The organism is Nitrosomonas sp. Is35 (assembly GCF_033063295.1).
Lineage (GTDB): Bacteria > Pseudomonadota > Gammaproteobacteria > Burkholderiales > Nitrosomonadaceae > Nitrosomonas.
On record NZ_JAWJZH010000001.1, the window covers coordinates 2,564,709 to 2,589,851 of the forward strand.

At 50.1% G+C, this 25,143-nt stretch carries 22 protein-coding genes and 1 riboswitch; of the genes, 8 read left to right on the plus strand and 14 right to left on the minus strand.

Annotation, left to right across the window (positions count from 1 at the left end; translation table 11 throughout):
• On the minus strand, nucleotides 1-423 hold the full coding sequence (locus R2083_RS12075) for a response regulator (RefSeq protein ID WP_317531495.1): 423 nt from the start codon (nucleotides 421-423) through the stop codon (nucleotides 1-3).
• Between the two features lie 17 nt (nucleotides 424-440).
• Nucleotides 441-4,070, minus strand: a complete 3,630-nt coding sequence (locus tag R2083_RS12080; RefSeq protein WP_317538607.1) for a PAS domain S-box protein — start codon at nucleotides 4,068-4,070, stop codon at nucleotides 441-443.
• 224 nt (nucleotides 4,071-4,294) lie between these two features.
• Between R2083_RS12080 and R2083_RS12085 the strand changes: the two genes are divergently transcribed.
• A complete protein-coding gene (locus tag R2083_RS12085) occupies nucleotides 4,295-5,728 on the plus strand; it encodes a hypothetical protein (protein ID WP_317538608.1) in 1,434 nt (477 codons plus the stop codon).
• A 49-nt stretch (nucleotides 5,729-5,777) separates the two neighbouring features.
• Here the strand turns inward: R2083_RS12085 and R2083_RS12090 are convergent, their stop codons facing one another.
• The 6 genes from R2083_RS12090 to R2083_RS12115 all read right to left on the minus strand — a co-directional run bounded on the left by R2083_RS12090 (nucleotide 5,778) and on the right by R2083_RS12115 (nucleotide 10,035).
• Complete coding sequence (locus R2083_RS12090) at nucleotides 5,778-6,638, minus strand: hypothetical protein (protein WP_317538609.1); 861 nt, start codon at nucleotides 6,636-6,638, stop codon at nucleotides 5,778-5,780.
• Nucleotides 6,639-6,689: 51 nt separating this feature from the next.
• Complete coding sequence (locus R2083_RS12095; RefSeq protein ID WP_317538610.1) at nucleotides 6,690-7,259, minus strand: DUF4255 domain-containing protein; 570 nt, start codon at nucleotides 7,257-7,259, stop codon at nucleotides 6,690-6,692.
• 159 nt (nucleotides 7,260-7,418) lie between these two features.
• Nucleotides 7,419-7,769 carry a hypothetical protein gene (locus R2083_RS12100; protein WP_317538611.1) on the minus strand — a complete coding sequence of 117 codons (351 nt, stop codon included), beginning with the start codon at nucleotides 7,767-7,769 and terminating at the stop codon, nucleotides 7,419-7,421.
• Nucleotides 7,766-9,139, minus strand: a complete 1,374-nt coding sequence (locus R2083_RS12105) for a C13 family peptidase (RefSeq protein WP_317538612.1) — start codon at nucleotides 9,137-9,139, stop codon at nucleotides 7,766-7,768. The genes R2083_RS12100 and R2083_RS12105 overlap by 4 nt, the downstream gene beginning before the upstream one ends.
• A gap of 278 nt (nucleotides 9,140-9,417) precedes the next feature.
• Nucleotides 9,418-9,705, minus strand: coding sequence for a DUF190 domain-containing protein (locus tag R2083_RS12110; RefSeq protein ID WP_317531503.1), 288 nt, complete (start codon nucleotides 9,703-9,705; stop codon nucleotides 9,418-9,420).
• Between the two features lie 129 nt (nucleotides 9,706-9,834).
• Nucleotides 9,835-10,035: a hypothetical protein gene (locus tag R2083_RS12115; RefSeq protein WP_317538613.1), complete on the minus strand. Its 201-nt coding sequence runs from the start codon at nucleotides 10,033-10,035 to the stop codon at nucleotides 9,835-9,837.
• A gap of 336 nt (nucleotides 10,036-10,371) precedes the next feature.
• Between R2083_RS12115 and R2083_RS12120 the strand changes: the two genes are divergently transcribed.
• Together R2083_RS12120 and R2083_RS12125 are read left to right on the plus strand one after the other, a co-directional pair.
• Entirely contained in the window at nucleotides 10,372-11,286 is a 915-nt protein-coding gene (locus R2083_RS12120; protein ID WP_317538614.1) for a LysR family transcriptional regulator, read from the plus strand.
• Between the two features lie 202 nt (nucleotides 11,287-11,488).
• Complete coding sequence (locus R2083_RS12125; RefSeq protein WP_317538615.1) at nucleotides 11,489-12,490, plus strand: hypothetical protein; 1,002 nt, start codon at nucleotides 11,489-11,491, stop codon at nucleotides 12,488-12,490.
• 57 nt (nucleotides 12,491-12,547) lie between these two features.
• Here R2083_RS12125 and R2083_RS12130 read toward each other — a convergent pair whose 3' ends face one another.
• The 3 genes from R2083_RS12130 to R2083_RS12140 are packed head-to-tail and all read right to left on the minus strand — an operon-like array spanning nucleotide 12,548 to nucleotide 14,866.
• Nucleotides 12,548-12,886: a hypothetical protein gene (locus tag R2083_RS12130; RefSeq protein WP_317538616.1), complete on the minus strand. Its 339-nt coding sequence runs from the start codon at nucleotides 12,884-12,886 to the stop codon at nucleotides 12,548-12,550.
• 30 nt (nucleotides 12,887-12,916) lie between these two features.
• Complete coding sequence (locus R2083_RS12135; RefSeq protein WP_317538617.1) at nucleotides 12,917-13,306, minus strand: hypothetical protein; 390 nt, start codon at nucleotides 13,304-13,306, stop codon at nucleotides 12,917-12,919.
• A 39-nt stretch (nucleotides 13,307-13,345) separates the two neighbouring features.
• A complete protein-coding gene (locus R2083_RS12140; RefSeq protein ID WP_317538618.1) occupies nucleotides 13,346-14,866 on the minus strand; it encodes a helicase HerA-like domain-containing protein in 1,521 nt (506 codons plus the stop codon).
• A 159-nt stretch (nucleotides 14,867-15,025) separates the two neighbouring features.
• On the opposite strand from R2083_RS12140, the gene glk reads away from it, so the two are divergent.
• The 3 genes from glk (at nucleotide 15,026) to R2083_RS12155 (ending at nucleotide 20,261) form a co-directional block, all read left to right on the plus strand.
• Complete coding sequence (gene glk, locus R2083_RS12145) at nucleotides 15,026-16,027, plus strand: glucokinase (protein ID WP_317538619.1); 1,002 nt, start codon at nucleotides 15,026-15,028, stop codon at nucleotides 16,025-16,027.
• Between the two features lie 118 nt (nucleotides 16,028-16,145).
• Nucleotides 16,146-18,701, plus strand: a complete 2,556-nt coding sequence (gene glgP, locus R2083_RS12150; RefSeq protein WP_317538620.1) for an alpha-glucan family phosphorylase — start codon at nucleotides 16,146-16,148, stop codon at nucleotides 18,699-18,701.
• A 246-nt stretch (nucleotides 18,702-18,947) separates the two neighbouring features.
• A complete protein-coding gene (locus R2083_RS12155) occupies nucleotides 18,948-20,261 on the plus strand; it encodes a porin (RefSeq protein WP_317531513.1) in 1,314 nt (437 codons plus the stop codon).
• 107 nt (nucleotides 20,262-20,368) lie between these two features.
• On the opposite strand, the gene R2083_RS12160 is transcribed toward R2083_RS12155, so the two are convergent.
• Nucleotides 20,369-20,824 carry a hypothetical protein gene (locus R2083_RS12160; RefSeq protein WP_317531514.1) on the minus strand — a complete coding sequence of 152 codons (456 nt, stop codon included), beginning with the start codon at nucleotides 20,822-20,824 and terminating at the stop codon, nucleotides 20,369-20,371.
• Nucleotides 20,825-21,385: 561 nt separating this feature from the next.
• On the opposite strand from R2083_RS12160, the gene R2083_RS12165 reads away from it, so the two are divergent.
• Complete coding sequence (locus R2083_RS12165) at nucleotides 21,386-21,766, plus strand: VOC family protein (RefSeq protein ID WP_317538621.1); 381 nt, start codon at nucleotides 21,386-21,388, stop codon at nucleotides 21,764-21,766.
• A 214-nt stretch (nucleotides 21,767-21,980) separates the two neighbouring features.
• Nucleotides 21,981-22,066: riboswitch (cyclic di-GMP riboswitch) on the plus strand.
• A gap of 256 nt (nucleotides 22,067-22,322) precedes the next feature.
• Nucleotides 22,323-24,116, plus strand: a complete 1,794-nt coding sequence (locus R2083_RS12170; protein ID WP_317538622.1) for a S8 family serine peptidase — start codon at nucleotides 22,323-22,325, stop codon at nucleotides 24,114-24,116.
• A gap of 60 nt (nucleotides 24,117-24,176) precedes the next feature.
• Here R2083_RS12170 and R2083_RS12175 read toward each other — a convergent pair whose 3' ends face one another.
• Nucleotides 24,177-24,653 carry a hypothetical protein gene (locus tag R2083_RS12175; RefSeq protein WP_317538623.1) on the minus strand — a complete coding sequence of 159 codons (477 nt, stop codon included), beginning with the start codon at nucleotides 24,651-24,653 and terminating at the stop codon, nucleotides 24,177-24,179.
• Between the two features lie 37 nt (nucleotides 24,654-24,690).
• Nucleotides 24,691-25,023 carry a hypothetical protein gene (locus R2083_RS12180; RefSeq protein WP_317531518.1) on the minus strand — a complete coding sequence of 111 codons (333 nt, stop codon included), beginning with the start codon at nucleotides 25,021-25,023 and terminating at the stop codon, nucleotides 24,691-24,693.
• Between the last annotated feature and the right edge of the window lie 120 nt (nucleotides 25,024-25,143).

A 25,143-nucleotide genomic window follows, 5' to 3' on the forward strand; every position in this document is an offset into this window, starting at 1 on the left:
TTATTGGGGATGCTCGTTGAGAACGCACCAATACAGTTCGATGTGCTGCGCCACGTCCATGAAGTTATCAAACCCCACCGGTTTTACAATATAGGAATTGACGCCCAAATCGTAAGCCGCCTGGATATCTCGATCTTCTTTCGAGGTGGTGAGAACAACAACCGGAATGCGGCATAGCACCGCGTGTTCTTTCAATGCCCGTAACACCGTCAGACCGTCAACGCGCGGCAAATTCAGGTCCAGCAGAATGACGGCCGGCTGGATCTCGCCCGATTCCCAGCGCGGTATCCACGCCAAGGCCTCCTCGCCATCGCGCGCGACCAACACAGGATTAATAAGCTTGCGGCGTTGAAAAGCGCGTAGCGTCAGATCAACATCAAGCGGATTGTCTTCAACCAGGAGAATCGGCGGGTATAAGCTCATCGTTATCGACTCCGTCACTATTTCAGGTTTTCCGCCATCGCGGTCAATTCCAGATAGAAGGTCGCGCCTTCACCCGGCGTGCTTTGTGCCCATACCCGTCCTCCCATGCGTTGCATAGCCTTCTTGACTAAAGCCAGACCGATCCCGGTACCGGGGTAATCTTCCAGCCGATGGAGACGTTCGAAAATCTCAAAGATGCGCTGATTATACTTCATGTCAAAACCGATACCATTATCGCGGACCCACAGGATCACATGTCGATCATCCCGGTCAGCACCAAACTCTATGCGCGGATGAGCCGCATGCTGGCTGAACTTGATCGCATTCTCCAGCAGATTGCGCAGCACCATAACCAAGCCGTCGCGATCACCATTGACCATCAATAGCGGCAAATCGCAAATGACTTCGATCTGACGCGCGGCAATCTCCCCGCCACACTCCGCAATCACCCGATGGGTTAATGCTGTCAGGTCCAGCATATTGGATTCCAGTTTACGCCGCTCCATGCGTGAGTAAGCCAGCAAATCATCGATCAACTCATTCATGCGCGTGACACCCGCGCGCAGGTTGGTGATGAATAAACGTCCTTCGTCATCCAATCGATCGGAATAGTCTTCTTCCAGCAACCGGCTATAGCCTTCGACACCGCGCAGCGGCGCCTTCAAATCATGCGAAACGGAATACACAAAGCTTTCCAGTGACTGGTTGAGCATCTTTAATTCGGCGGTACGCTCCGCAACCCGTTTTTCCAGATCGGCATTCAGTTGCTGCAACGCCGCTTCGGCTTGTTTCCGGTAAGTGATATCCTCGGTAAACATAACGATCCCGCCGACTGCACCACCGGCTTTATGCCAAGGCCGCACTTCCCAGCGTAACCACTGCACACTGCCATCGGCCCGTTCAAAGCAATCTTCCTCGGCGCGGACGATTTCACCGGCCAGACAGCGGCGATGGATCGCTTTCCATTCTTCGCCGATCTCAGGAAAAGCATCGTAATGACATACCCCCAATAAATCACGATCCCCCATGTTGTAATCGTTACGCCAGCGCTGACTGAACGCAAGGTAGCGCATTTCCCGGTCGAACATGGCTAACGAGGCGGGTGCGTATTCAATGAACAACTTGAGTTGTTCCTTGCTTTCCTGCAGCGCCATCTCGCCCAGCTTACGCTCGGTGATATCTTGCACGGTTCCGCGCATGGCAATGATACGACCGTCAGCATCGGGTACTGCTTCTCCGCGCGAGATCGTCCAGCGATGCTCACCATCCGGCCGCACCACCTCCGCATCGCACTCAAATGCGGCACCATCGCGCCAGCATTTCTGTACTGCGGCAGCCAGCTTGTTCCAGCTATCCACGGTGTAAAAACTCGCCATTTCCTGATAATCCGCAGGCGGCAAAGCTGTATCACGGCCATAAATCAGGTAAAGCTCCTCGGACCAGGTTTGTTTATCCACGCCGTTCCAGGTCCAATGTCCGAGGTTGGCGATGCGTCTCGCCTCTTTGAAGTTTGCTGCAATTTCCTTGCGGCTCTGAATGTCTTCAACCACAGCGATAAAATAATCCGGCGCGTTATCGGGCTTACGCACCAGGGAAACGTGAAGATTGATCCAGATCACACGGCCATCCTTGCGAATATAGCGTTTCTCCATTGCATATGCGGCGATTTCACCGGACAACATGCGCTTTACGTTATTGATGTCTGCCTCCAGATCATCGGGATAGGTGACATCCTGAAATGTAAGCGCCATCAATTCATCCTGACTGTAACCCAAGATAGCGCAAAGCTTGTGGTTGACACGCAACCAATATCCTTCCAGCGAAATAATAGAAATTCCGACGGCGGCTTGTTCAAAAGTAGCCTGAAATCGTGCTTCGCTTTGCCGCAGCTGCTCTCTCACCATTTGTCTTTCGAGCACCAGTTTATCAACGCGCACCAGGAGCTCATCCACGGCAAAAGGCTTGTTCAGGTAATCCTGCACGCCGGATTTCAGCAGTTTGACACAGAGATCGTCATCGGCCTTGGCGGTCAGCATGATGATGGGCACGCCATCCAGCTCCGCATGCTGGCGTATTTGCTGCACCATTTGTTCACCATCCATCTCCGGCATCATTACATCGGAAAGAATCAAATCGGGCGCCAGTTTCAGTGCTTGCTCCAATCCTTCACGGCCATTGAAAGCACTGGCCACGCGATAGCGAGGCTGCAACATATCGGCAATGAAGCGATTCATATCCGCATTGTCTTCAACAACCAAAATCAAGGGCAAACGGGTGGCGGTTACCGGTAACGAGGTTCTTTGCGCCGGGCCTTGAAGCTCATCCATGACTTCATGCACAATGATCTCGTCCAGGGAAACTGGTGCGTCCCGTAATACCGAACCGGCTGGCGCGGTGCGCGGCAGCGTGATCCTGAATAGCGCGCCACCCCCGGGCGATTCTTCGAGTTCGAGCTTGCCGTGCAATAAATCAGCAAAATCCTTGACGATAGCCAACCCTAAGCCGGTGCCGCCATGCTGCCGGGTTACGCTGCTCTCCACCTGCATAAAACGTTCAAACACGTGCTCGCGCATTTCCGCCGGTATGCCGGGGCCATTATCCTGAACTTCGATCTGCGCGCACGCTTCGGTGGTAACAAGCCGGATGAAAATACAGCCTTTATCCTGCGTGAATTTGAATGCATTGGACAGCAGATTGAGCAGGATGCGTTGCAGCTTCTCGCTATCACTTTCGACCGCACAGGCTTCCGGGGTGATAACCTGGAATGCGATATCGCGCTCCTTCGCCAGCAATTCAAAGTAACTTGCCGTGACTCGCACCAGCTCCGCCAAATCGAACCGCGCCCAAAAAACCGGCATGCGCCCTGCCTCAAGCTTAGCCGCATCCAGTAAATCGGTGACATGGCGGTAAAGAATGCGCGCGTTACGCAGCATCAATCCGGTTTCATGACGCTCTTCCGCGGAAGCGTTGCTGCCGGTAAGCCACCGCATACGGTTCTCCAGAGGCGCGATAATCAGCGTCAGCGGTGTGCGCAGTTCATGACTGACATTGGCAAAAAACTGCGATTTCAGGTGATCCAGCTCAGTCAAACGCTGATTCAATTGTTCCTGCTCTTCCATGGCGGCTTTCAGGACGCGATTGGTTTGCTTTACTTCAGCCGCACGCTGCACGATCTCCGCTTCCATGCGCTGCGCGCGCGCTTTCACCTTGCCCGGTTGCACTTTATGGTCATGACTAACGATGTACTCAGTCACATCTTCCGCATGATGAAAGATATAAGCGACACGGCCTTCGGCATCCAGCACCGGCGTGTTCACCGGGCTCCAGTATTTGAGCTCGAATGCCCCGCTACCGTCGCGTAACGGAATATCGTACTTTTGCACATTCATGACATCGGTTTGTTTCTTACTCACTGCATGGTCGAGTGAAGCACGTAAATCACGCACGCTGGTGGATGCCTGATCTTCCGGGTTGGCGGGAAAAATATCGAAAATGCTTTGACCCACAATGGCATCGCGCTGAGTGCCCGTCACTTCGAGGTATTTATTGTTCACCGCGACGATGGTGAAGCCGGAATCCGCACGCAGGATCAAATACGGATGCGGGCTGGATTCGAATAACTGCTGATAAGGTGGAATTTCAGACATGGACATCTCACATCATTATTAAGTGATCAGCAATTATTAGAAGGCACACTATAAGGATGTGATTTCTATTTAACAAGTCAGATTTTGCCAGTAGGATTTTTACTACGGAAAACTAAACCGCTGGATACAAGTTTCACGGCTTGGAAACAGGATTTGTATGAAACAGACCCATCCTGTATGGTTAAGTCTCTTCCACAAATCCTATGCCAATCATTGCGTGACCTATGGAAAAAGTACGGCAAAACAGGAATCAGCAATCGGCTAGCGAAGCCGCTGCCAATCATGTTTCACAGCACAAGAATGAAAACCGTGGCGCGCCGGAATTTGTCGACAACCGGCCCGAAACAGCAGCGCAAAGACGGCTCATTGAAACGATAGGCAATAGCCCGAAAGCACGAGAAGCAGCACAACTCAAGGCAGTCATCCGCGGCGTATCCCACTCGAAACAAGTCGCGCAACGCGCTACCGCCATCAAACACGAAGCCGGTTCGATTAAGTTCGGTATGCCGCAGGAAGAACAATTGGTCGGAAAGAAAATGGAAGCGGAACTGGATGCCGCCGATCCGGTCGTCGGCACCGCCACCGGAACACAATGGACATGGACGCGGCGCCTGCGCAATCTGTTTCGAGGAGCAGGTGTGGTCCGGGGGCATCTGCTCAATCATGATTTAGGCGGACACGCTACCCCGGAAAATTTGTATCCGATCTCTACCAAAGCAAACTCGGATCACTCGGCGCACGTTGAGCAGCCTGTCAAGAAACTGCTGAATGAAGCGGCTGACGATATCAAAAAGAACAACGGCGGACATCTGATAAAGGACGTAAAAACGCATTACATCAACTACTCCGTCACTGTTGCCGAGGACAAAACCGACGATCCGACCAAGGCAACTTTCAAATGCTCGTTCGGTGTCGGCACCAATCCAAAAACACAACAGGATATCCGCTCCGAACTGGACACCGACAAAGACCGTTACAGCGCATCCGCAGGCTTGATCCCCGGGCAAAGCAAAATAACACCGCTAGCCGGTTGGGCACATACCGGTAAATTTCAACCGGGAAAAACGGCCATCGATACCACCAGAATCAGCACCACAGTCCCCACTAAATTATCAAGCTTGCCAGGGCCGGAGCTGGTCAAAGGCAGCGCACCCAACTATCAACTGATGCTTGAATCTCTGTTAGTCTGGGATTCTAAAATAGCTGAACGGACAAAACACACCACCACGTTTGCCACATACCGGGTAGACCAAGGTCCGGTCCAGAAACACTTACTTGGACTCAAATCGTTTTGCGATGATCTTGAAGATATCGGTGCCGGTCTCAGCCAAGCGAATTTGCCTGCTATTGAAAATATTTTAATGGACGCCACTAAAGCAGCTGCAAAAAGTATCTCGCCGCTTAAATTACCGCGCAGCGCAATGAAGCAGCCCTACAAAAAAATCGCAGCGAAGGCCAAAAACGATATGCATTTACTTTATGTTTATTACGCAGTTAAAACTGGGCAACCCAATGTCAGCGTCAAAGATATTAAAGGAATCCTGCAGGCCAATTTCTCTTCAAGTACAAATAAAAAAGAAGTAATACTTGCGCTACTAAAATTAGCGGATCTTAAATTGGTTAAAGTTAAAAAGGGACAGGGATGGAATACAGTGTAAGCAAACCTGTTCCAATCGGATCGAACGATCATTATCGCGGCACGTTCATTTAACTGATATAAATCTCCGAAACCTGCTCTATCTTTCCTGCCATCAGGTCACCATGCACCTGCTCCACACTGGCATTCGGCAAACGCTTGACCAGTATCCGATCTCCCATGCCGGTCGATTCCTTCAATTGCAGACGCTGATGAGGTTGTTCATGCAGCGGAATCGCCTTGGACGATAGCAATTGAACCGCCTCACGATTTCCAGGCAACAGAGTGCTCCCCAAGTTTTCAAACTGCAGGGTATTGTCCAAATCCGCGATGAACACATTGCGCTTGGATAAATCGCCAAGAATGTAGTATTTCCAGTACGTCTGATTGGTGGTGAAACGGATATAGAACTTGCGCGCGGCGGAGTCCAGCTTGTTCGAACACAGTCCTTCCGCTCCGGTGGTAATGCGTAGCTGCACAATAAAAACCGGCTTGACGAGATAATCCTTGCGCTCCAGTATGGCGGGCAAGGGATCGGTTGTCAGCTTTAACCAAGCATCCGCGGCGGCATACGCATCAGGGTGCAGCATTTGTTTATCCGCCGCATTCCGGGTGACTCGTTGCGTATCGAAAAAAAGAATCGAATCATCGGGTGGAGCGCCGGGAGCGGTATAGCGGAAGAAGTTGCTGTCCTTGGAAAAAACTTTAAAAGCCAGCACCAAATCGTCTTCCGCATGAAGACGCAGGATGTCGATTTTTTCCTCATCAAAGTAAACCGCAACTCCGCTTTCCGACGCCTTGAGCAACAACCCCGTTCTTCTCAATAACACTGCACAAGATTCGCTGGGAATGAATTCCAGGGTTCTACAGCTCTGTCCCGAGAAATAGGCATGTTCGACAGTCACGTTGGCGAGTAAACGATAAGCTCCCATATTGTGCTCAACCTCTGGCTAGTCTCCCAACAATAAACCATGTTTGAAACATTATTGCACCATCGGCTTCGGCTCACCCACAACCGGGGTACGGCCAACGACATCTTCGGTATCGAAAGCCACCATGCGTACCTTGTACAGAATGGAAGGCAGATATTTCCCTCCCAAGGAACCCCATAAGTTACTGAGATCCTGGATTGAAAGATTTTCGATATCGAGAATCAGCTTTTCGATACGCCCATCCATCTCGGGCGCGGTTTGATGATTGATCACGTGATTTTTCTGAAAAAAAATGATCGTGCTGGATAAAAATTTCAGCGCTTCGGGATAATTATTGCCGGTAAAGTTCGCCGCCATCATCAGGTGCAAATTGAAATAGAGCGGCGCGCTGCTCTGCACTCCCCTTTCGCCCATCTCATGCGCGCTGACTTGCCGGAACGGCACGGAATCTTTCTCGATATTCACCAAAAAAACAACCAGCTTATTATTGACATTGACCGCCACCGTACCGTCTATCTCCAATAAATTGGAAACCACCACCACATCTTCACCTAGATTATAAGTACGGCGCAAATATTGATTCAGCTGTGTCGCAAGGAGTTGCACGGCCACGTTGATCATAATGGATAATCGAAAATCCTTGTTATGGGTGAATAAGACGAATGGTTACCGAACGAATCAACCGGCTGAAGGCACACACGGCACCCCCGCTTTCATGCGCGAATGTACTGGAAGCCCGTTGCACTGTCAAACGCGCATCCATCCGGCATTCCGCCCTGTCTACAGCGTTGCAACCGTCCATTCGGGAACCGCAGCGCCCTTCGACAGCAAGCGGAACGGCATCCCGCCGGGTTTGAGAAAGGGGGGCATTTGCGCATCCTTGCGGATACACCCGTTGCCTTCACACTGTAAGATGATGTAGGCACAGCGATGCCCCCAGTTTGCTTGTGGTTCGAGATCGACAAACACAATTCGCGCTTCCCAGGGAATATCAATCAGCGCATCTCCGGCGTGAACTCTGGCTCCGGCATGCGCGATCTCGCGGCTCAGATAGACGATCGCGTTGGATAACGTTGCATCGTCAAAGACCGTGCTGACACGCTCGAAAATGCCCTGATCGGATTCTCTCATCTACCCAGCGCCTTTTTCACGACATCGCCCAGTGCTGCCCGCAACTCCTTCTCTTGCGCCGCAGAAGTATTTTCGAGTTTGCTCTCGATATCCTTCAATTGCGGCATCAGCTTGCTGTGCACCATATCGTAAAATTCAGGAATCGGTTTCCTGATGTATAAAGGCTGCAAAGCTTCCACCAGCAAGCGGCAATAAACCGGCCAAATGTACGAATAGCGCTGCCCAAGAAAACAATTTCCAGCGGCCGCCGAAGACTGGCTGAACACCGGCGTATCATAGGGATCGTGCACCGAATCGGCGTAGTTGTGCGCTTCACGCGCGGAAACTTTGCCCGATCCATCCGTATCCGGATTGGATGCCAACGCGCCGCCGTAGGCGGTATTTCCAGCCATCGCGGCAATCCAATCGCGTGCAAACGGGTCGAACTGCGCGCCGCCGATCGAATTGTTCAACTCCAGGCAAGCGGACGAAACACTGGTGTGCGTGGCGGTTGATTTCGCCAGAATCGGCGCGTTAAAACCGCCGGCATGGCACTGCTCCATCATCACCATCATGCAATAGTGCTTGGGCAGCGTCGCCAGCGTATCGGCAAAATCGTGTGCCAGGTAGTCGGCGCCGCTATAAGTGCACAGGTAAGACTGCGTGCCATTATGACCGCCGTGATTGTTGGTATGGATCAACAACAGATCATCCGGTTTTAATTTTGCCTTGAGTGTATTGAAAACCGTATCCAGATCGGCTTTTGTTCCCTTACCGTTGACCGGCATCCGATAGGCGGAACTGTCTCCCGGCCAACTCACCACTGGATGCGGATTACCGTTATAGTTGATCGTGCCGTCGTAGTTCAGCACAAAGATATTCGCCGCCGGAAAACCGTAAATATCGCGCAACGTGCGATAGAGAAACTCCAGATCGTTGGTATGCCGGTTGTTTGAAGCGCCCGAGAATAAAACCGCATAACGTTGACCTTTCGCCCAGCGGATCGGACAGCGCAGCCACGGCAAAACGGGATAATAGATTTCCGGTTCCGCGATCTTGATGGGGGTATGAAACGGCTGAAAAGTCTTGGGAGGGTCAGCCGTCATATACGGCGGGAACTGGGCCTCCACTTCGTTGTACAAATCCCCGGTTTCCGCATCGTGCAACAAGTAGCGGCACGGATGCGACCAATTGAATTGCGGTGCGTCATCGGCGAAAACCATGATGGAATTGCGTTCCATGACGATGCGCTGCTTGTACGCCAGAATCGCTTCGCCCTTTTTGAGTATTTGGTTTTCGATATGGAGATTGGTATTGCGCGCAGCGCTCCAGGAAAGATTGCTGACGATACCGGATTTGATTTTGCTGATTAATGCAGAATCTCTTGCCATGATGTGCCTCCCGTGGATAGAAAAAATAAAGCTACTTTTTCATGAGAAATGAACGCACTAAGAAAGAGTTTGATTATCCGCTAGCAACAGGATCGATCAATCAAAACTCTATTCCAGTGTGATCCAATCAACACAATAAAACAAGATATTTTGATGTGATCCGTTACTGCGTGCGACTATGAGGCGGATCGTGAGAATCGGGGAAGCGGACTAACGAAATATAGCAGCTGATGCCAGCCACTCAGCTGGCATAAAAAATGGGGTTTAATCCATCCATTTCACCCAGGCATTTGCGCATGACAATTTGAAATCAGGCACATACCGCCAAAGCCTTTCATTGCCGCGCCGAGTTCATTCAACACTTTCTGCGCCCTATCCTCCTTGCAAGCGAGAATGACCACAATATTTTCAGCGGGTGTCAGAACATCGTCGGGATGGCGGATACCCCGCGATCCGATACCGCCAGCATTCTTGAAAACGGTATATCCACGCACCTCGGATCTCTCCAGCAATTCCGTCAACTGATCGAGATACTCGATTCCAATAACGATTTCGAATCTTTTCATTACGATTGAATCATCCATCGATTCCTCTCCAAAACTTCAATTAATTATTACTCACCAATCCGGACGCCCCCGTGGGCATATTTCAATGATTTTCCAGGCACAAGCACGGGGGCGCAATCCATACTCCGTCTAGCCCGAGCTGTCATCTCTTATAGCTTCAAGATAAACAGGACGACCTGTTTCCACCTGGGCAACCTCATAAACCCTGTAGTGTTTCTTCGTCGCAGACGGCTCTGTGACCGCGGCCAAGTAAAACGTAATCGTGTAAAGAATCGTGATTGCATAAACTACAACCAACTGCGGTGCTTTAAATAACTCTTTAGTTTCCATTTATTACTCCTCTTTTAGGATGTTTACCGGTTATTCATACCAACCGGCAAAAAGCGCATGGCCGGTTCGAATAAATATCCAGGTTCATAATACGTTCTTTCAGGTTGACAATAAAACTACTACCTTATCAACCAATCACTCTCACACGAAATGATCAAAGAACAAACAAAATAAGGATCGACATATAATAGTCTTTTAAATGCAACAACAAAAACCCTACCACTTAAAGATACAAATTAAATATCTCACCTTGGAATAGATCATATAGATTGAATGTCTAGGTGATAAGTCCAATAAAGCGAAACATTTTGTTTCCGAATTAGATACAATGACACGATGCAAGATCTTAATCTTTTCGTCATATTTGCGCGGGTGGTAGAAACAGGCAGTTTTGCCGAAGCGGCGCGGCGCATGGACATCTCGCGTTCAGCGGTCAGCAAAGCGGTCGCAAAGCTTGAGAAGGATCTCAGCACCCGTTTACTTCTCCGCAGCACGCGGCATCTCAGCCTGACGGAATCAGGCGTCGCGCTGTCGGAACATGTGAAACGCATTCTGGAAGAAGCCGAACACGCCGAGCGGGCCATCAATAGTCTTCATGACGAGCCGCGCGGGACACTGAAAGTGAGCACACCGAGCTCATTCGGAACGCGCCATATCGCTCCGGCGCTGCCCTGTTTTCTCGCGCGCTATCCTGAGATCAAAGTTGATTTGACGATTACCGACCATCCGGGCGATTTGATTGAAGAAGGGTATGACGTGCAAATTCGCGTCACCAATGAGCCCGACCCCAATCTGGTGGCGCGCAAGATTGCGCCCGTCCGCCGCATACTGTGCGCAACCCCGCAGTATTTTCAACAACGGGGCACACCGCAAACCCCGGCCGATCTTGTAAAGCATAACTGTCTCGATTGCGCGCTTTCACCCGAACAAGGTTATTGGCGCTTCGACGGGCCGGAAGGCAAGATCAAGATCCCGATCTCCGGAACCCTGCGGATCAACGATAACGATGCGCTCGCGCAAGCCGTGCTGTATGGATTGGGCATTGCCTTGCTGCCCACGTATACGATTGGGATGGAATTACAAAAAGGGCGGCTGCAGACGGTGTTGCCGGACTATCTATCCGTGGAACGTCATATTTACGCCTGTTATCTCCCCAGCCGGCATTTACCCATAAAAATACGCGCTTTTATTAATTTCCTAGCGGAACACGTCGGCGACATGCCTTATTGGGACCGGTCTTTGGTAAAATGAACTTGCGTTCAATCCATAGCCCGTCAGGTCTTTTTACTTGCATGATTTGCCGTATTTATTTTCATATTTATCTGGAAATATAGGATGAGAATTGATCACAGAGTTATACTGCATTGTGTATAAGATTACTGGATAGAATATCTTACCTACTACGCTAGACATCAAACCGGCGATCGGCACATAGAAAAATCGAGGAGTCCCAATGTTTTCACTCATAGAATCCGAGGAAGAAATTGCGAAGGCGCAGCACAAGTTGGAAGCTACGATTCGCCGTGACTTCAAAAGAAAGGTAACGAAGAACATCGGCTATCCAGGTGGAACAACTTTCGATGCACGAGTTGTTACGAACGGAAATCATTGGTATTGGTCGTCGGATTACGATGGCGAGAATGCTCCAAATCCACGACGTTTGAATTGGTTTGGTCTATTTGGGGACGATAGTAATCTACAGATTTCTGTCGAAATCAATACCGCATACAAGGGGCGCAATAACCAAGTAGCAGGCTTTTTCGGTCGCGATAACGACACCGGCAAGATCTACCTTTTGCACTCTGGGCGCATTGGTGGCGGTACCAAAGGCGTCGGGAAGTCTGCCTTTATGGCATGGTGTGCTCGACTTCCCATTGATGTTGTCGATTCTTCTGGCAACATCCGCGAAGGTATCTTAGTTATGCCAATTGATGGCACTGCGGCAAGCCGTTCTGCTGTACAGTATATCGATGACATTGCGCGATTCAAACAGGCTGTTCGAGCTGGAGAGATCGGAACCGAGGAGTTCCAACACAAGAAGAAGGAACTCGAAGATTTCTACTCTGAGGCGCGCGGAAGGCGCAAAGGCCAACGATCAAGAGAAATTGATTACCTGTCTCGTCACGGCGACGTTGTGGATGCCTTGCATTCGTGGCGCACGGCAAAATCGCTTCCAAATGGCGGGAAAATTGTTAAGAGCATCTTGATTGATATGGGCGTCACAATCAGCCGTGACCTCATTGAGGTCTTTGAGGTTAAAACCAGCACTGAGCGATCAGATATTTATAGCGCTATTGGTCAGCTCATGGTTCACGGAACAACAAAAGATTGCCGAAGAGTAATCGTCCTCCCTCACAATGAGACAATCGCTTCCGACTTAAAAGATGCATTGCAGCGGCTAGGTATTGAGCTGTTGAGATTCAAGTTGGATGAGCAGAAGGCTACCATCGCATAACTGCCCAACTTATTATTCCACCGGAATATTCATCGTTGACTTTATCAGGATAAAAACTCACCGCGCATGAATCAATTGACTCGGCGCAGGTACGGTTGAAATCATTCTCGGTGCAGTCAGTTGCGTGCTCCAGCGTACGAACGGCACATCCCGGTTCACCGCGGTATGCGTGGTTGCCGCATATAGGTTGCAATCCACACTTCTACTGGTAATTTCATTAGTCCACTCTTCGCGGATTTTCTCAGGTGCTAGCGTCGCGACGGTTAATCGTTCGCATAACTCGTAGTTGGCTGACCATTGGTTGCGCAATTGCCGCTGTGCAGGGTCGCCGCCGTGGATCGAGTATGAAGCGCAACCGGCCAGCAGCAGGATGGGTACGACGAGTAGTGATTTCATGATGGTATGCATAAATGTGGTGATCCGTTTTTACCAAATCTTGGTGGCCGCATAAGGCACGCCGTTTGGCAGTGAGCAGACATAATTGGGATTGATCGGACGGCATGATTTCTGGGTCAACGTTAATGTCGTCGGTGAAGTAAAGACGACATCGGTGACGGCATCGATATTGTCGTTGATTAAGCGAGTCAGCCGCACCGTACCGTCTTTGATGTCACCCCACGACGCGCCCCAGCGCCGATTGCCGTCGAAATCGGGCGGATTGAGGCCGACAAAGATCAACTTGCCGCTATTTTCCGATGTCATTAAATAGCCCGCTTCCGGCAAGCCGTCGATGGTCCAAATGCCGTCGTAGGGACCGGCAGCATGTACAAGGCCGGTATTCAGGTACAAGAACAACGCGCCGATGATTTTCTTCATTGTCTTCTCTCCTCAATATAAAGACAAAACCGCCCCAAACTAGCGGCGCTTTTGTCCTAAGATCGACCCGAGCACCCCACGAGTAATTTCGCGCGCAATTGACGATCCGACCGAGCGCGCGGCGCTTTTCGCAAAGGCGTCGAGCACACTCTCGCGGCGTCCGCCGCGTTTGCCGGACGAACCCAGCAGCAAATCACCCAAACCGGCCAGAATCCCCTCGTCCGCGGGTTTGCGCAAGCTTCCGGAACCGCCTGTTTGCGCTGAATGGCCAAGCGGTTTTTCAGCACCGCCGCGTGTTTGCAGCAATTCAAAAGCGCTTTCGCGGTCGATTTCCTGCTCGTACACACCGGCCACAATCGATGACTGGATCAATTCCTTGCGCTCGTCCGCCGTGATCGGGCCGATCTGGCTGACCGGCGGCAATATCATCGCGCGCTCGGTCACGCAGGGCGAACCGTCGGCATCGAGAAAGGAAACCAATGCCTCGCCAACGGACAGCTCAAGAATGGCTTGTTTGACATTCAACTTCGGATTGGGCCGCATGGTTTCGGCAATCGCATTCACCGCTTTCTGATCGCGCGGGGTAAAGGCGCGTAACGCATGCTGCACGCGATTGCCCAGTTGACTGAGGACTTTCTCCGGGATATCGAAAGGATTCTGCGTGACGAAATAAACCCCGACGCCCTTGGAGCGGATCAAGCGCACCACTTGCTCGATTTTCTCCAGTAGCGCAGGCGACGCCATGCTGAACAACAAGTGCGCTTCATCGAAAAAGAACACCAGCTTAGGCTTCTCGCGGTCGCCGGTTTCCGGCAGATTTTCGTACAGCTCGGACAGCATCCACAGCAAAAAGGTGCTGTACAGCCGCGGTGAGTTGAGTAATTTATCCGCCGCCAGAATATTAATGACACCCTTGCCATCCAAGGTCTGCATCAAATCCTCGATATTCAGCATCGGCTCGCCGAAGAATTTGCCGCCACCCTGCTTTTCTATTTGCAGCAAACTGCGCTGGATAGCGCCGATCGATGCGGGCGACACGTTGCCGTATTGCGTTTTGAACTGATCCGCATTGTCGCCGACAAATTGCAGCAAGGCGCGCAAATCTTTCAGATCAAGCAGCAGCAGACCATGATCATCGGCCACTTTAAACACCAGAGTCAGCACGCCTTCCTGCGTTTCATTCAGATTCAGCAAACGCGACAACAACAGCGGTCCCATATCGGAAATCGTCGCGCGGATCGGGTGGCCGTTTTCCTGCAATACATCCCATAGCGTCACCGGAAAGCCCTCCCATTGCGGCACATCCAGTTGCAGCATGTCCAAACGGGTTTGCATTTTTGCGGACAAGGTTCCGGGCTTGCAGATGCCGGTCAGATCGCCTTTGATATCCGCCATGAATACCGGCACGCCGATATTGGAAAAACTTTCCGCCAGTTTTTGCAGCGTCACCGTCTTGCCGGTTCCGGTCGCACCGGTAATGCAACCGTGGCGCGTGGCCATCGCGGGTAACAATGCCAAATCGGATTGGCTGGTTTTAGCGATAATCAAGGGATCAACCATAATGCCTCTCAGTGATGAGCAAAAAATGTACTGAAACCATGATTGTAAGTCAAACGGCAGCAAAGGCAATCAAAACACGCGCGCGGCTGTATACTGTCCGCTTGGCTTGTCAGCATGACCCGCTGACCTTGTGTACAGGTTTCGAGGATTGATCGGCACGTGAACAAACAGCTTATCTACGGCGATATCGGCGGCACCAAAACCATTCTGCAACTGGCTGAAATTACCGTCGATGGCCAGATCCATGAGCGCTGCACACAGCGCTACGACAGCACGGCTTTCGCGACTTTTTCCGGCATGCTCGAAGTATTTCTCCAGCAAGTATCAGTAAACAATCCGCCCGCAGCGGCGTGCTTTGCCGTGGCGGGGCCCATTGCCGGTCAACAGGCCACCTTAACCAATTTACCCTGGCAGATCGGGAGTGCACACATCGCGCATGCCTTCTCGATTCCATCGGTCAAACTGATCAACGATTTTGAAGCCGTTGCGCTGGCGATTGAAAATCTACCGGGCAGTGACTTGATTACACTGCAATCCGGACAACCGCATGCGCAGGCGATGCGTGTGGTATTGGGCGCAGGCACCGGAATGGGTGTAGCGTGGCTCACTCCGGTAAACAATCGCTACGTTGCGTGGCCTACCGAGGCAGGACATATCGATTTCGCGCCGGTCACCCCGCTGCAAATCAGCTTGCTGGAATCGCTGCAAAATCGGTTCGGGCATGTGTCGGTAGAACGTTTGTTATCCGGTGCCGGACTCACGCATATTTTTAAATTTTTGCAACAGAGCACAGCGGCATCTTCCGATTTACCGCTCATCCAGCTCGGAGAAGACAGCGGCGCCGCCATCACTGCGCTGGCGCAAACGCAGAAACACCCCATCGCGATCCAGGCGCTCGAATTATTTGCCGCGATTTACGGCGCGTATGCGGGCAATCTGGCGCTGGCGGGTTTATGCCGCGGCGGTGTTTATATCGCGGGTGGCATCGCGCCGAAAATTATCGATATACTCAGCGCCGGGGGTTTTATGCATGCGTTTCACGCAAAAGGAAGATTCTCGGCATTGCTGCACGAAATTCCGGTGCATGTCGTCACCAACCCCGCAATCGGCTTACTGGGTGCCCGGCAGGAAGCCTTCCGGTTGCTCGATAACGGCCCGTAAAATTCCCTGAAGTCCGCATCCAACATACCACGCTAGCGGATTCCCGGCCTCAAATTCAATCAATTAGCCGGTGCTGGGTGTATCATAGCAACGATCATTCTCATCAAGGAGAGCCTGCATGTTTCCCCGAACCGCCTTCACCATCACCGTTAATCCCAAAATCCCCCCCCGTCTGAAGCGCCTGGAAGAGTTAGCCAATAATCTCTGGTACAGCTGGGATCGCGCCACGCGCACGCTGTTTTCTCGGCTCGACCCGTATTTATGGGAAGCGGTAGGCCATAACCCGAAGGCATTCCTGAAACGCGTGGACGAATCGGCGTTGCTGAAAGCAACCGAAGACCGGGTTTTTCTCGCCACTTACAATAGCATCCTGTCGACGTACGACTCCTACCATGATGCTTCGGCACTGCAAAACAGCAATGGCGGATTGAACTCGCAAGATCAGGTGGCTTATTTCTGCTTTGAATTCGGTTTCCACGAAAGCTTGCCGATTTATTCCGGCGGTTTGGGCATTCTCGCCGGTGACCACTGCAAAGCCGCGAGCGATTTACATTTGCCTTTCGTTGCCATTGGGCTGCTGTACCGCCAAGGGTATTTCTTTCAAACCATCGATAGTAAGGGCAACCAGCAGGTCACCTATACCATTTCCGATTTCGAGGATCTGCCGGTCACCCCGGTACTGCGTCCGGATGGCTCGGGCTTGCAGATTGAAGTGCCCTTATTGCAACGTCAAGTAACCGCAAAAATCTGGCAAGCGAAAATCGGCCACGTCACACTTTATCTGCTCGACACCGATTTGCCGGAAAACTCGCCGCAAGACCGTTACATCACGCACAATCTATACGGCGGCGACAGAACCATGCGAATCGAGCAGGAAATTATTCTCGGCATGGGCGGTGTACGCGCATTGCAAGCGCTCGGCATCCAGCCGACGGTTTGGCATATCAACGAAGGACATGCGGCGTTCATGATTCTTGAGCGGATTTACAACCGGGTGCAGCAAGGGCTCGATTTTGCCAGCGCCCTGGAAAGTGTCGCGGTCAACACGGTTTTTACCACGCATACCGCGGTGCCTGCCGGGCACGATTATTTCAACGCGGAAATGATGCAAACCTATTTTGACAATTTTTACCGCGGATTGAATATCACGCAAGAAGAATTCATGGCGCTCGGCCATGTGCCCGGAAGTCCGGATTTCAATATGACAGCGCTCGCGATCCACGGCTCACGCACGCACAACGGCGTCAGCAAGATACACGGCAGTGTGTCGGCGAATATCTGCCGCGATCTCTGGCCGCAGATCGAACCGGAAGAAAACCCGATGTCGTATATCACCAACGGCGTGCATGTGCCGACTTTCCTGGCGCAGGAATGGTCCGATCTGTTCGACCGTTATCTCGGCCATGAATGGCGCAACAAAATGTGCGACACCGAGTATTGGTCACGTATCGATGCGATACCTGATCATTTGTTCTGGAGTGTGCGGCAATCGTTGAAATCGCAAATGTTTTACGGCATCCGCTCGCGCATCACCGAGCAGAATGCCCGGAATCGCGGCTCCGAAGCACATCTTGACCGGTTGCTGAAGTTTGTCGATCCGATCAACCCGAATGTTCTGACACTGGGGTTTGCGCGCCGCTTCGCCACCTACAAACGCGCCACGTTGTTATTTGAAAACCTCGACTGGCTGCGGAAAATTATCCTGGATCAGGAACGCCCCGTACTGTTGCTCTTCGCCGGTAAGGCACACCCCGCCGATGTGCCGGGACAGGATCTGATCCGGCGCATCAGCCAGGTTGCTAACTTTCCAGAGTTTGAGGGACGGTTGTTGTTAGTTGAAGGCTACGATTTGCGCTTGGCCCGAAGGCTGGTCGCCGGTGTCGATGTCTGGCTGAACAATCCGATCTATCCGCTGGAAGCCAGCGGCACCTCGGGCATGAAAGCGGGTATCAATGGCGCGATCAATCTGAGCGTGCTGGATGGCTGGTGGGGCGAAGGTTACGACGGCAAAAACGGCTGGGCGATCAAACCCGGCCCGGAGGATATGGAAGGCATCGTGCGTGACCAGGAGGAAAGCCGCGCGCTGTATGAAATCCTGCAAGACCAGGTGATTCCGTTGTATTACAACCACGGCAAGCTCGGCTATTCGCCGGGTTGGGTCAAAATGGCCAAGCACTCGATGATCTCGCTGCTGCCGCGCTATAACGCGACCCGTATGGTGGATGAATATGTTACCCAGTTCTACCGCCCGGCCAGCACCAAGGGCGCGCTCTACTCCGTCAATCAATTCACGGAAGCAAAAAATATTGCCGCCTGGAAAGCCAAAATCAAACAGGCGTGGCACGGCGTCACGTTACGCCGGCTGGATGCCCCGTGCGAACGCATCGATTTTGACGAAGCGTTGAATTTCAAGGTTGCGGCGAAACTGAACAATCTGGCGCCCGAGGATGTCGTCATTGAATTATTGATCTGCCGCCAGTTCAAGACCACACGGTTATGCAATTTCAATCATTTCAAGTTTACCTTTACCGGCATTCAAGACTCCGGCGAGCATTTGTTCGAACTCAAACTAACCCCGGAATTATGCGGCAAGCAGGAATATTTCATCCGCATTTATCCGTATCACCCGCTGCTGACGCATCCATTGGAGATGGGATTGATGGTGTGGTTGTAACCGGCTGAAATCAGGATCTCAGAAATTATCCGGTGAATACGATAACCGCTACTCCGGTTGCTCCGGAGTAGCATCCCGTAATGCAGCACGTGGGCTCGTTCGCGGTATCTATTCACCATGAAACTGGTAAAATCAGTTATTATCCGCGCGGTATTTTCAGGCCGTCGTAACTCATTAATGAACCACTATTATCGCTAGTGCAAGATGAAATATTCAAAATGGCTGTTGCTTGCTGCGACAAGCAGTATGTTTCAATTTATAGCTTCCCCGGTTCCACTCTATGCCAGCAACTTAAGCAATCTAAAGAATTTTATTAAAGACAGCCGAGTGGAAGTCGGCGGATGGGTTAATGGCGGCGCAACCTTTAATCCAAGCCAGTCAGATGGCTTCAATGGACCGGTTGCTTTCGCCGATCAAGCCAATCGTTTTCAGTTGAATCAATTCAATACGTTTATTCAACGTCAAGTGGTTTCCGAAGCCCACAAATGGGATTTTGGCGGGCGGTTCGATTTTCTGTTCGGAACCGATGCCGTTTTTACTCAAGCCTTTGGTGTACCGGCTTTTGACGTCAACACCGGTGAAGCGCTAAAGCGCAGCAACTGGGATCTCGGGTTGTGTTGCGCCTCTACCAAAACCTACGGCATCGCGCTGCCGCAAGCTTATTTGGAAGCCCATGTGCCCATTGGCACAAAAGGAATTAATATCAGAGCCGGTCATTTTTACTCTCCTACCGGTTTTGAAACAATTCCAGCACCCGACAATTTCTTTTATACGCGCGCTTATTCTTTTAATGCAGGCGAGCCTTTCACACATACCGGTTTACAAGCCAGTTATATCATCAATAAAAATTGGTCTGTTCTGGGCAGCGCTGTGACCGGCAGCGCCACCGGGGGCTGGGATGGCGGCTGGGACAAACAGCTTGGCAACTGGAGCGGAATTGCCGGTTTCACCTGGAAAAGTGATAATCAGACCACATCGTTCAATGCCACCGGCACTTACGGCGAAACTTCAACACACAGCAGTGAATCGTGGGGAATGTTTAACCTCGTACTGCAACACAGAATCAATCCCAGAACTTTATTGGTCTTGCATCATGTGCATGGGTTCGCGGACGGCATTCTATTGAATAATCTGAAATACGCCAATGTCGTCAAAGATGCCCAGTGGATGGGGTTGGTCACGCATCTATATTACGACCTGACCGAAAATGTATCGATCGGATTTCGTGGCGAGTGGTTTCGCGACAGAGACGGATTTCGCAATCCTTCGCCATTCCGGGTCGCGGCGGCAACCAATATCGTCAATGGCGTACCGGTAAGCTATGCGGGAAATATCAACAACGTTACGGTTGCACCTGCGGACTATTACGCGGCAACGGTGGGAATGAACTGGAAAGCGGCTAAGACGCTAAAACTTCGCTGGGATCATCTGAAGAAGCTCACCATCCGGCCGAATATCCGCTATGACAGTGTCGATGCCTATCGTACTGTTGCGTACAAACCGTTTGCTGGCCATAAGGATCAAATTTTGTTCTCACTGGATTTTGTGCTTCCCTTCTAAGAAACAGTTTTAAATCAGCGTTGTGACTGGAAATCGATGTTGCAGGTTTTTTGTTGCAGGTCTTAAAGACCAACCACCGAAAAATTCGGTGGTTGTTCGTTACTTACTCAAAGGCCTTTGTTCACAGAACTCTCTGGACTCTTTGAAGTGAGGTCACGATCTTGATTAGCTTTCGCTTTATTTATTACTTTGCCCTTTTGCTCTAACGCCATTTTTCTATGGAAATCAGCATGTATCTGAATTTCCCGCAAAGTCTTTTCGTATTCACGAACGTTTGCTTTTGCATGCGATTGAGCTTCTAGTCCTTGTCTACCAAAGTAATAAGGATGCGCTTCATACTCCTTGAGAACTTTTTTATTCTCCCGCAACCTTGCTTTGGTTTCTCTCCCTATATCCTCATAATACTTGACTAGAGCATCATGATCATTATTGGAAATTCCGACCGGCGCAGCGACGGAACTCATTTGTGCGCAAGCGGATAAGATGGAAATTGTTAAGAATAGTGAAAATAATTTCAGTGCTTTTTTGATGGATTTTTTCCAATCATATATCAATAATGTCATTTTAACTCCTCCAAGGTTCAGTGTAGGTTGGGAAAACTTTTGTGTATGACTGCAATGCCATTGCACTCGACATCATAGAAACCCTCCGCGCTCGGGCGTTTGTTGAAAAAATCACGACACTTGTGATCATATTTCTCTCCTCCATTAAATTTATTAATCAGAAAAAAACTATAGTTTCTTGGTAAGGAAAATAGTGCGTTTTACCAATCAAAGCCACAGTTCCCGTTGTAGTTATCATTAACCACAATCCATTCAAGGTCATGAAATATAAGACCTTTTTCAATGGATGATAAATTTTATCATAATCAAAAATGAAAGCCAACAAAATATCTGACTTTTTTACTCGGGAATAGTTCAGGAAGGAAAAACAGCATAAAAAACACTAAAATAACTCAACAAGTAAATGTTCTACATTTAGATAGGTCAGTGGTAATCTTGTTCAATGCCAATCCGATTGATTGAACGTTTGGATACCCAATAGAGAATCAAGATCGAGAATATTCAAGCCTTGGTTAAGCTAACAATCCATTCGAAACTTAAGTACTCAAAGGAGAAATGCATATGAACAATAATCCCGTAGGCTGGTTTGAAATTTACGTGCAGGATATGGAGCGCGCCAAGCGTTTTTATGAATCGGTGTTCCAAACAAAGCTGGAACAACTGGATAGTCCTGCGGGCATGCCGGTTGAGCTGTGGAGTTTTCCCATGCTGAAAGGTCAAATGGGCGCATCCGGCGCGCTGGTCAAAATGGCAGACGGGCCATCCGGCGGAAATGCTGTGCTGGTCTATTTTTCCTGTGCGGATTGTGCTGTTGAGGCTGCTCGTGCAGCCTCTGCGGGAGGGCATTTGATCCGTGAAAAAATGCCCATCGGCCCCTATGGCTTTATCGCTTTGATCCGGGACACCGAAGGCAACATGATCGGCTTGCATTCAATGCAATAACTTCCGTTTCTCTCAACCGCAATAAAAAAACCCCGCCACATGCAGCGGGGCATCAAACCGGATTAAATTGAATTATTTGTTATGTACCCCGGCGCAATTTAACCACCTTTATTCGCCCACCTTAGAAATACTCCCTAAAGTATTCTCTCTATAAACCGAAAACAGAAAACGAAATCTTGCAGAAGAATCATTAATTTTCTGCACGTCTCGAATCATTTGAAAAGGGCAAACCTCGCGAAAGCGGGGGGCGCAAAGTCTAGGTCTACAGGGCAAACGCCTTAGGATAGCATGACTGCCAGATTATATTGTTTGCTAAAACACAATATCAGATCTAGTCAAGAGTGGATAAGCATATAACACATGACTACATTTAGCAGCTTCTCTCCAAAGTCTTCCCTGATTTTTAGAGGAATAATCCATGGGAAGTAACAAACAATCCCTACAAACCATACCTTCATCACTACCTCACAGCCACCAATCACATTTTCTAAGTACCCATAGACCCAGCCTAACGAAACGCACAGTCACAGCTACTTCTCAGATTGGAATATTTCTTTTGACAGCATCATTATCTGTTACTTTAAATGCTTCACCACCAGAACAAGCAAATGATCACGCCATAGACAATCGCTCTAGCACTGCATCAGCCCAAAGTGTGCATTTTAAAAGCAACACTACAAAAGAATGGGCGAAAGGTCGGATTCTGGTAGTGCCACGTGCCGGTCTTCCTGCACAAGCTTTTGCAAATATTCTGAAAGATCATGAAGGCAAGGCCAGAAAAATTGGACAAAGCGAATTGTATATCGTTGATGTACCGGAATATTCTGAAGAAGGCATCGTTGCCACGCTTCAGCGCCATCCGCACCTTAAGTTTGCTGATCTTGATCACGCCGTTACCCCGGCTTTTGTTCCCAATGATCCAATGTATACCAATGCATGGCAGCACCCCATAATTGGGTCACCAGCTGCATGGGATATTACTCAAGGCAGCGGTATTACCATCGCAATCCTAGATACTGGGATTGATAACACACACCCTGATCTTGCCTCAAAACTAGTATCGGGCTGGAATTTTTATGATAACAACTCAAACTTCTCGGATGTGCTAGGCCATGGAACCGCTGTCGCTGGTACTGCTGCGGCAGCAACCAACAACAGCGTTGGTATAGCAGCAATCGCCGGTCAATCTATGATCATGCCCCTCAGAATAACTGACTTGAATGGCATAGGTTACTCTAGCACGATATCTCAAGCCCTGATCTATGCGGCGGATCACGGAGCACGTGTAGCTAATGCCAGTTTTGAAGGACTTTCTAGCAATCTATCCATTCGAAATGCAGCACAATATATGAAAGATAAAGGAGGTTTGGTAACGGTTAGCGCCGGAAATACCGGAACACTGGAAAGCTTCACGGTCACTACGAGCATGCTAGCAATAGCAGCCACTGATTTATACGATAATAAAGCAAATTTTTCGAGCTATGGTGATTACGTTTCACTAGCGGCGCCAGGGCAAAATTTCTATAGCACCCGGCTTGGCGGCGATTATATGCCGGTAGCCGGTACTTCTTTCTCAAGCCCATTAACTGCTGGCGTTATCGCACTCATGATGTCTGCCAATCCACAATTGGGCAGCGTTGACATCGAAAATCTGCTTTTCTCCACAGCCGTTGATCTCGGCGCAGCTGGTAAGGATGTCTATTTCGGTTATGGCCGAGTTAATGCCGCTGCTGCGGTACTGGCTGCAAAAAATGCAACGCCCAAAATCGACTCGACAGCTCCTGCAATCTTCATCATCGATCCACTCGGCGGTGCCACTGTTTCCGGGTTGATTCCTGTCGATGTCGATGCAACCGATAATACCGGCGTGGCGCGCGTAGAACTGTGGATCAACAATACTAATATAGCCACGGACACTTCATCCCCATTCGCGTTTAGTTGGGATACGGCAGGAGCACCGAATGGAACCGCAAAAGTTGAAGCGCGCGCCTATGACACAACCGGAAACTTGAGCACCACCAACATCTCGGTCAATGTTAGCAATTCGATCGTGACACCCAGTGTGGACACACAAGCTCCAGCAGTTACCATCGTAAACCCCGTTGCAGGCAGCGTCACCGGAACCGTCACCATCAGCACCAGTGCATCTGACAACAGTGGTCCGGCCGGCATTAAGCAATACATTTACATCGATGGCGTACAAGTTACCACAGGTACTGGAAGCACCTTATCGTATAGTTGGAGTACCCGCTCCAAGAAAGTGAAAGCGGGATCACACACCATCCAGGCAATCGCAAAAGATGCAGCTGGAAACTCTTCTTCGGCTTATGTAGCCGTGAACGTCAAATAGAAGCACGCAACGGATGAATTAATGATCCCCCATAATCATCTGGGGGGTCGTTTTTTAGCGCTAGTGTGTCTTCTTGGACCAAGGAAACCGGAAACCGCCTTTTCCACTTTCTTGTTTATCGCTTTCTTCCTTGGGTATCGCATCGGTATCCGATTTTGTAACCACGGATTCAGATTGTTCAACCCTTTTTTGCTGTACTGCCGGTTTATGAACATTGGGACTCAAACCCAATAATTGATTCAATTGCTGCGACAACTGATTTGCTGCATCGACACTAACCGCCATCCGGCAAGACATTTTTGCAGTAATCGTATCCGATATCTTTTCACCCGAAGCAATTTTTTGATTCAATAACTGCATGGTTTGCGGATCCATGAACCCAAAATCCACCATGACCACACCCTGCCCGTTCTGTACTGAAGCCAAATTGGCATAAATAGGTTGCGCTGTCTGCTCTCCTCCCTGCATAGCGACTTTTACTTGCAGCGCATGCCCAGCGCCATTTGTTTCAGCCGGCATATCGTTTTTTTCTGTCATGCTTTTTCCTATCTAAATAAAGCCTGCACTTTTATTTTCAGGCTTTTCTTTGAAAGAGCTGATTCAATTGATGCGCTAAATTGGTAGCAGCCTCAACGCTAATCGCCATTCGGCAAGACATTCTAGCACCAACCGCCTCAGGTGCTTTCTCACCTGAGCGAGCCAGTCGATTTAATGCGTTGATCGTTTGCGGATCAAGAAATCCAAAATCGACAATCACCACGCCTTGCCCGCCTTGTACGGAAGTAAAATTGGAATAAAGCGGTTGACCCGTATGCTCACCTTGCTGCATCCGTATGTTCACCTGCATCGGCTGAGCTCCGGCAGGATCTGTTTTAATTTCTTTTTGTGCATCATTATTGTCTGTCATTAGATTCCCCAAAAAATCTAGTCAATTAGATCATTTTTGCTATGCCTTGAGTCCCGAGTAATCAGAAACAAGTAGTATAAATATTTTAAAAAACCCCTCCCAGCAGTTAGCTAGAAGGGG

Coding starts and splice junctions, on each gene's coding strand:
- glgP (WP_317538620.1), top strand. CDS start 16,146: ATGTTTCCCCGAACCGCCTTCACCATCACCGTTAATCCCAAAATCCCC.
- R2083_RS12110 (WP_317531503.1), bottom strand. CDS start 9,705: ATGAAAAGATTCGAAATCGTTATTGGAATCGAGTATCTCGATCAGTTG.
- R2083_RS12180 (WP_317531518.1), bottom strand. CDS start 25,023: ATGACAGACAATAATGATGCACAAAAAGAAATTAAAACAGATCCTGCC.
- R2083_RS12135 (WP_317538617.1), bottom strand. CDS start 13,306: ATGAAGAAAATCATCGGCGCGTTGTTCTTGTACCTGAATACCGGCCTT.
- R2083_RS12080 (WP_317538607.1), bottom strand. CDS start 4,070: ATGTCTGAAATTCCACCTTATCAGCAGTTATTCGAATCCAGCCCGCAT.
- R2083_RS12140 (WP_317538618.1), bottom strand. CDS start 14,866: ATGGTTGATCCCTTGATTATCGCTAAAACCAGCCAATCCGATTTGGCA.
- R2083_RS12160 (WP_317531514.1), bottom strand. CDS start 20,824: ATGACATTATTGATATATGATTGGAAAAAATCCATCAAAAAAGCACTG.
- R2083_RS12155 (WP_317531513.1), top strand. CDS start 18,948: ATGTTTCAATTTATAGCTTCCCCGGTTCCACTCTATGCCAGCAACTTA.
- R2083_RS12105 (WP_317538612.1), bottom strand. CDS start 9,139: ATGGCAAGAGATTCTGCATTAATCAGCAAAATCAAATCCGGTATCGTC.
- R2083_RS12075 (WP_317531495.1), bottom strand. CDS start 423: ATGAGCTTATACCCGCCGATTCTCCTGGTTGAAGACAATCCGCTTGAT.
- R2083_RS12125 (WP_317538615.1), top strand. CDS start 11,489: ATGTTTTCACTCATAGAATCCGAGGAAGAAATTGCGAAGGCGCAGCAC.
- R2083_RS12175 (WP_317538623.1), bottom strand. CDS start 24,653: ATGACAGAAAAAAACGATATGCCGGCTGAAACAAATGGCGCTGGGCAT.
- R2083_RS12130 (WP_317538616.1), bottom strand. CDS start 12,886: ATGAAATCACTACTCGTCGTACCCATCCTGCTGCTGGCCGGTTGCGCT.
- R2083_RS12095 (WP_317538610.1), bottom strand. CDS start 7,259: ATGATCAACGTGGCCGTGCAACTCCTTGCGACACAGCTGAATCAATAT.
- R2083_RS12100 (WP_317538611.1), bottom strand. CDS start 7,769: ATGAGAGAATCCGATCAGGGCATTTTCGAGCGTGTCAGCACGGTCTTT.
- R2083_RS12085 (WP_317538608.1), top strand. CDS start 4,295: ATGGAAAAAGTACGGCAAAACAGGAATCAGCAATCGGCTAGCGAAGCC.
- R2083_RS12165 (WP_317538621.1), top strand. CDS start 21,386: ATGAACAATAATCCCGTAGGCTGGTTTGAAATTTACGTGCAGGATATG.
- R2083_RS12115 (WP_317538613.1), bottom strand. CDS start 10,035: ATGGAAACTAAAGAGTTATTTAAAGCACCGCAGTTGGTTGTAGTTTAT.
- R2083_RS12120 (WP_317538614.1), top strand. CDS start 10,372: ATGCAAGATCTTAATCTTTTCGTCATATTTGCGCGGGTGGTAGAAACA.
- R2083_RS12090 (WP_317538609.1), bottom strand. CDS start 6,638: ATGGGAGCTTATCGTTTACTCGCCAACGTGACTGTCGAACATGCCTAT.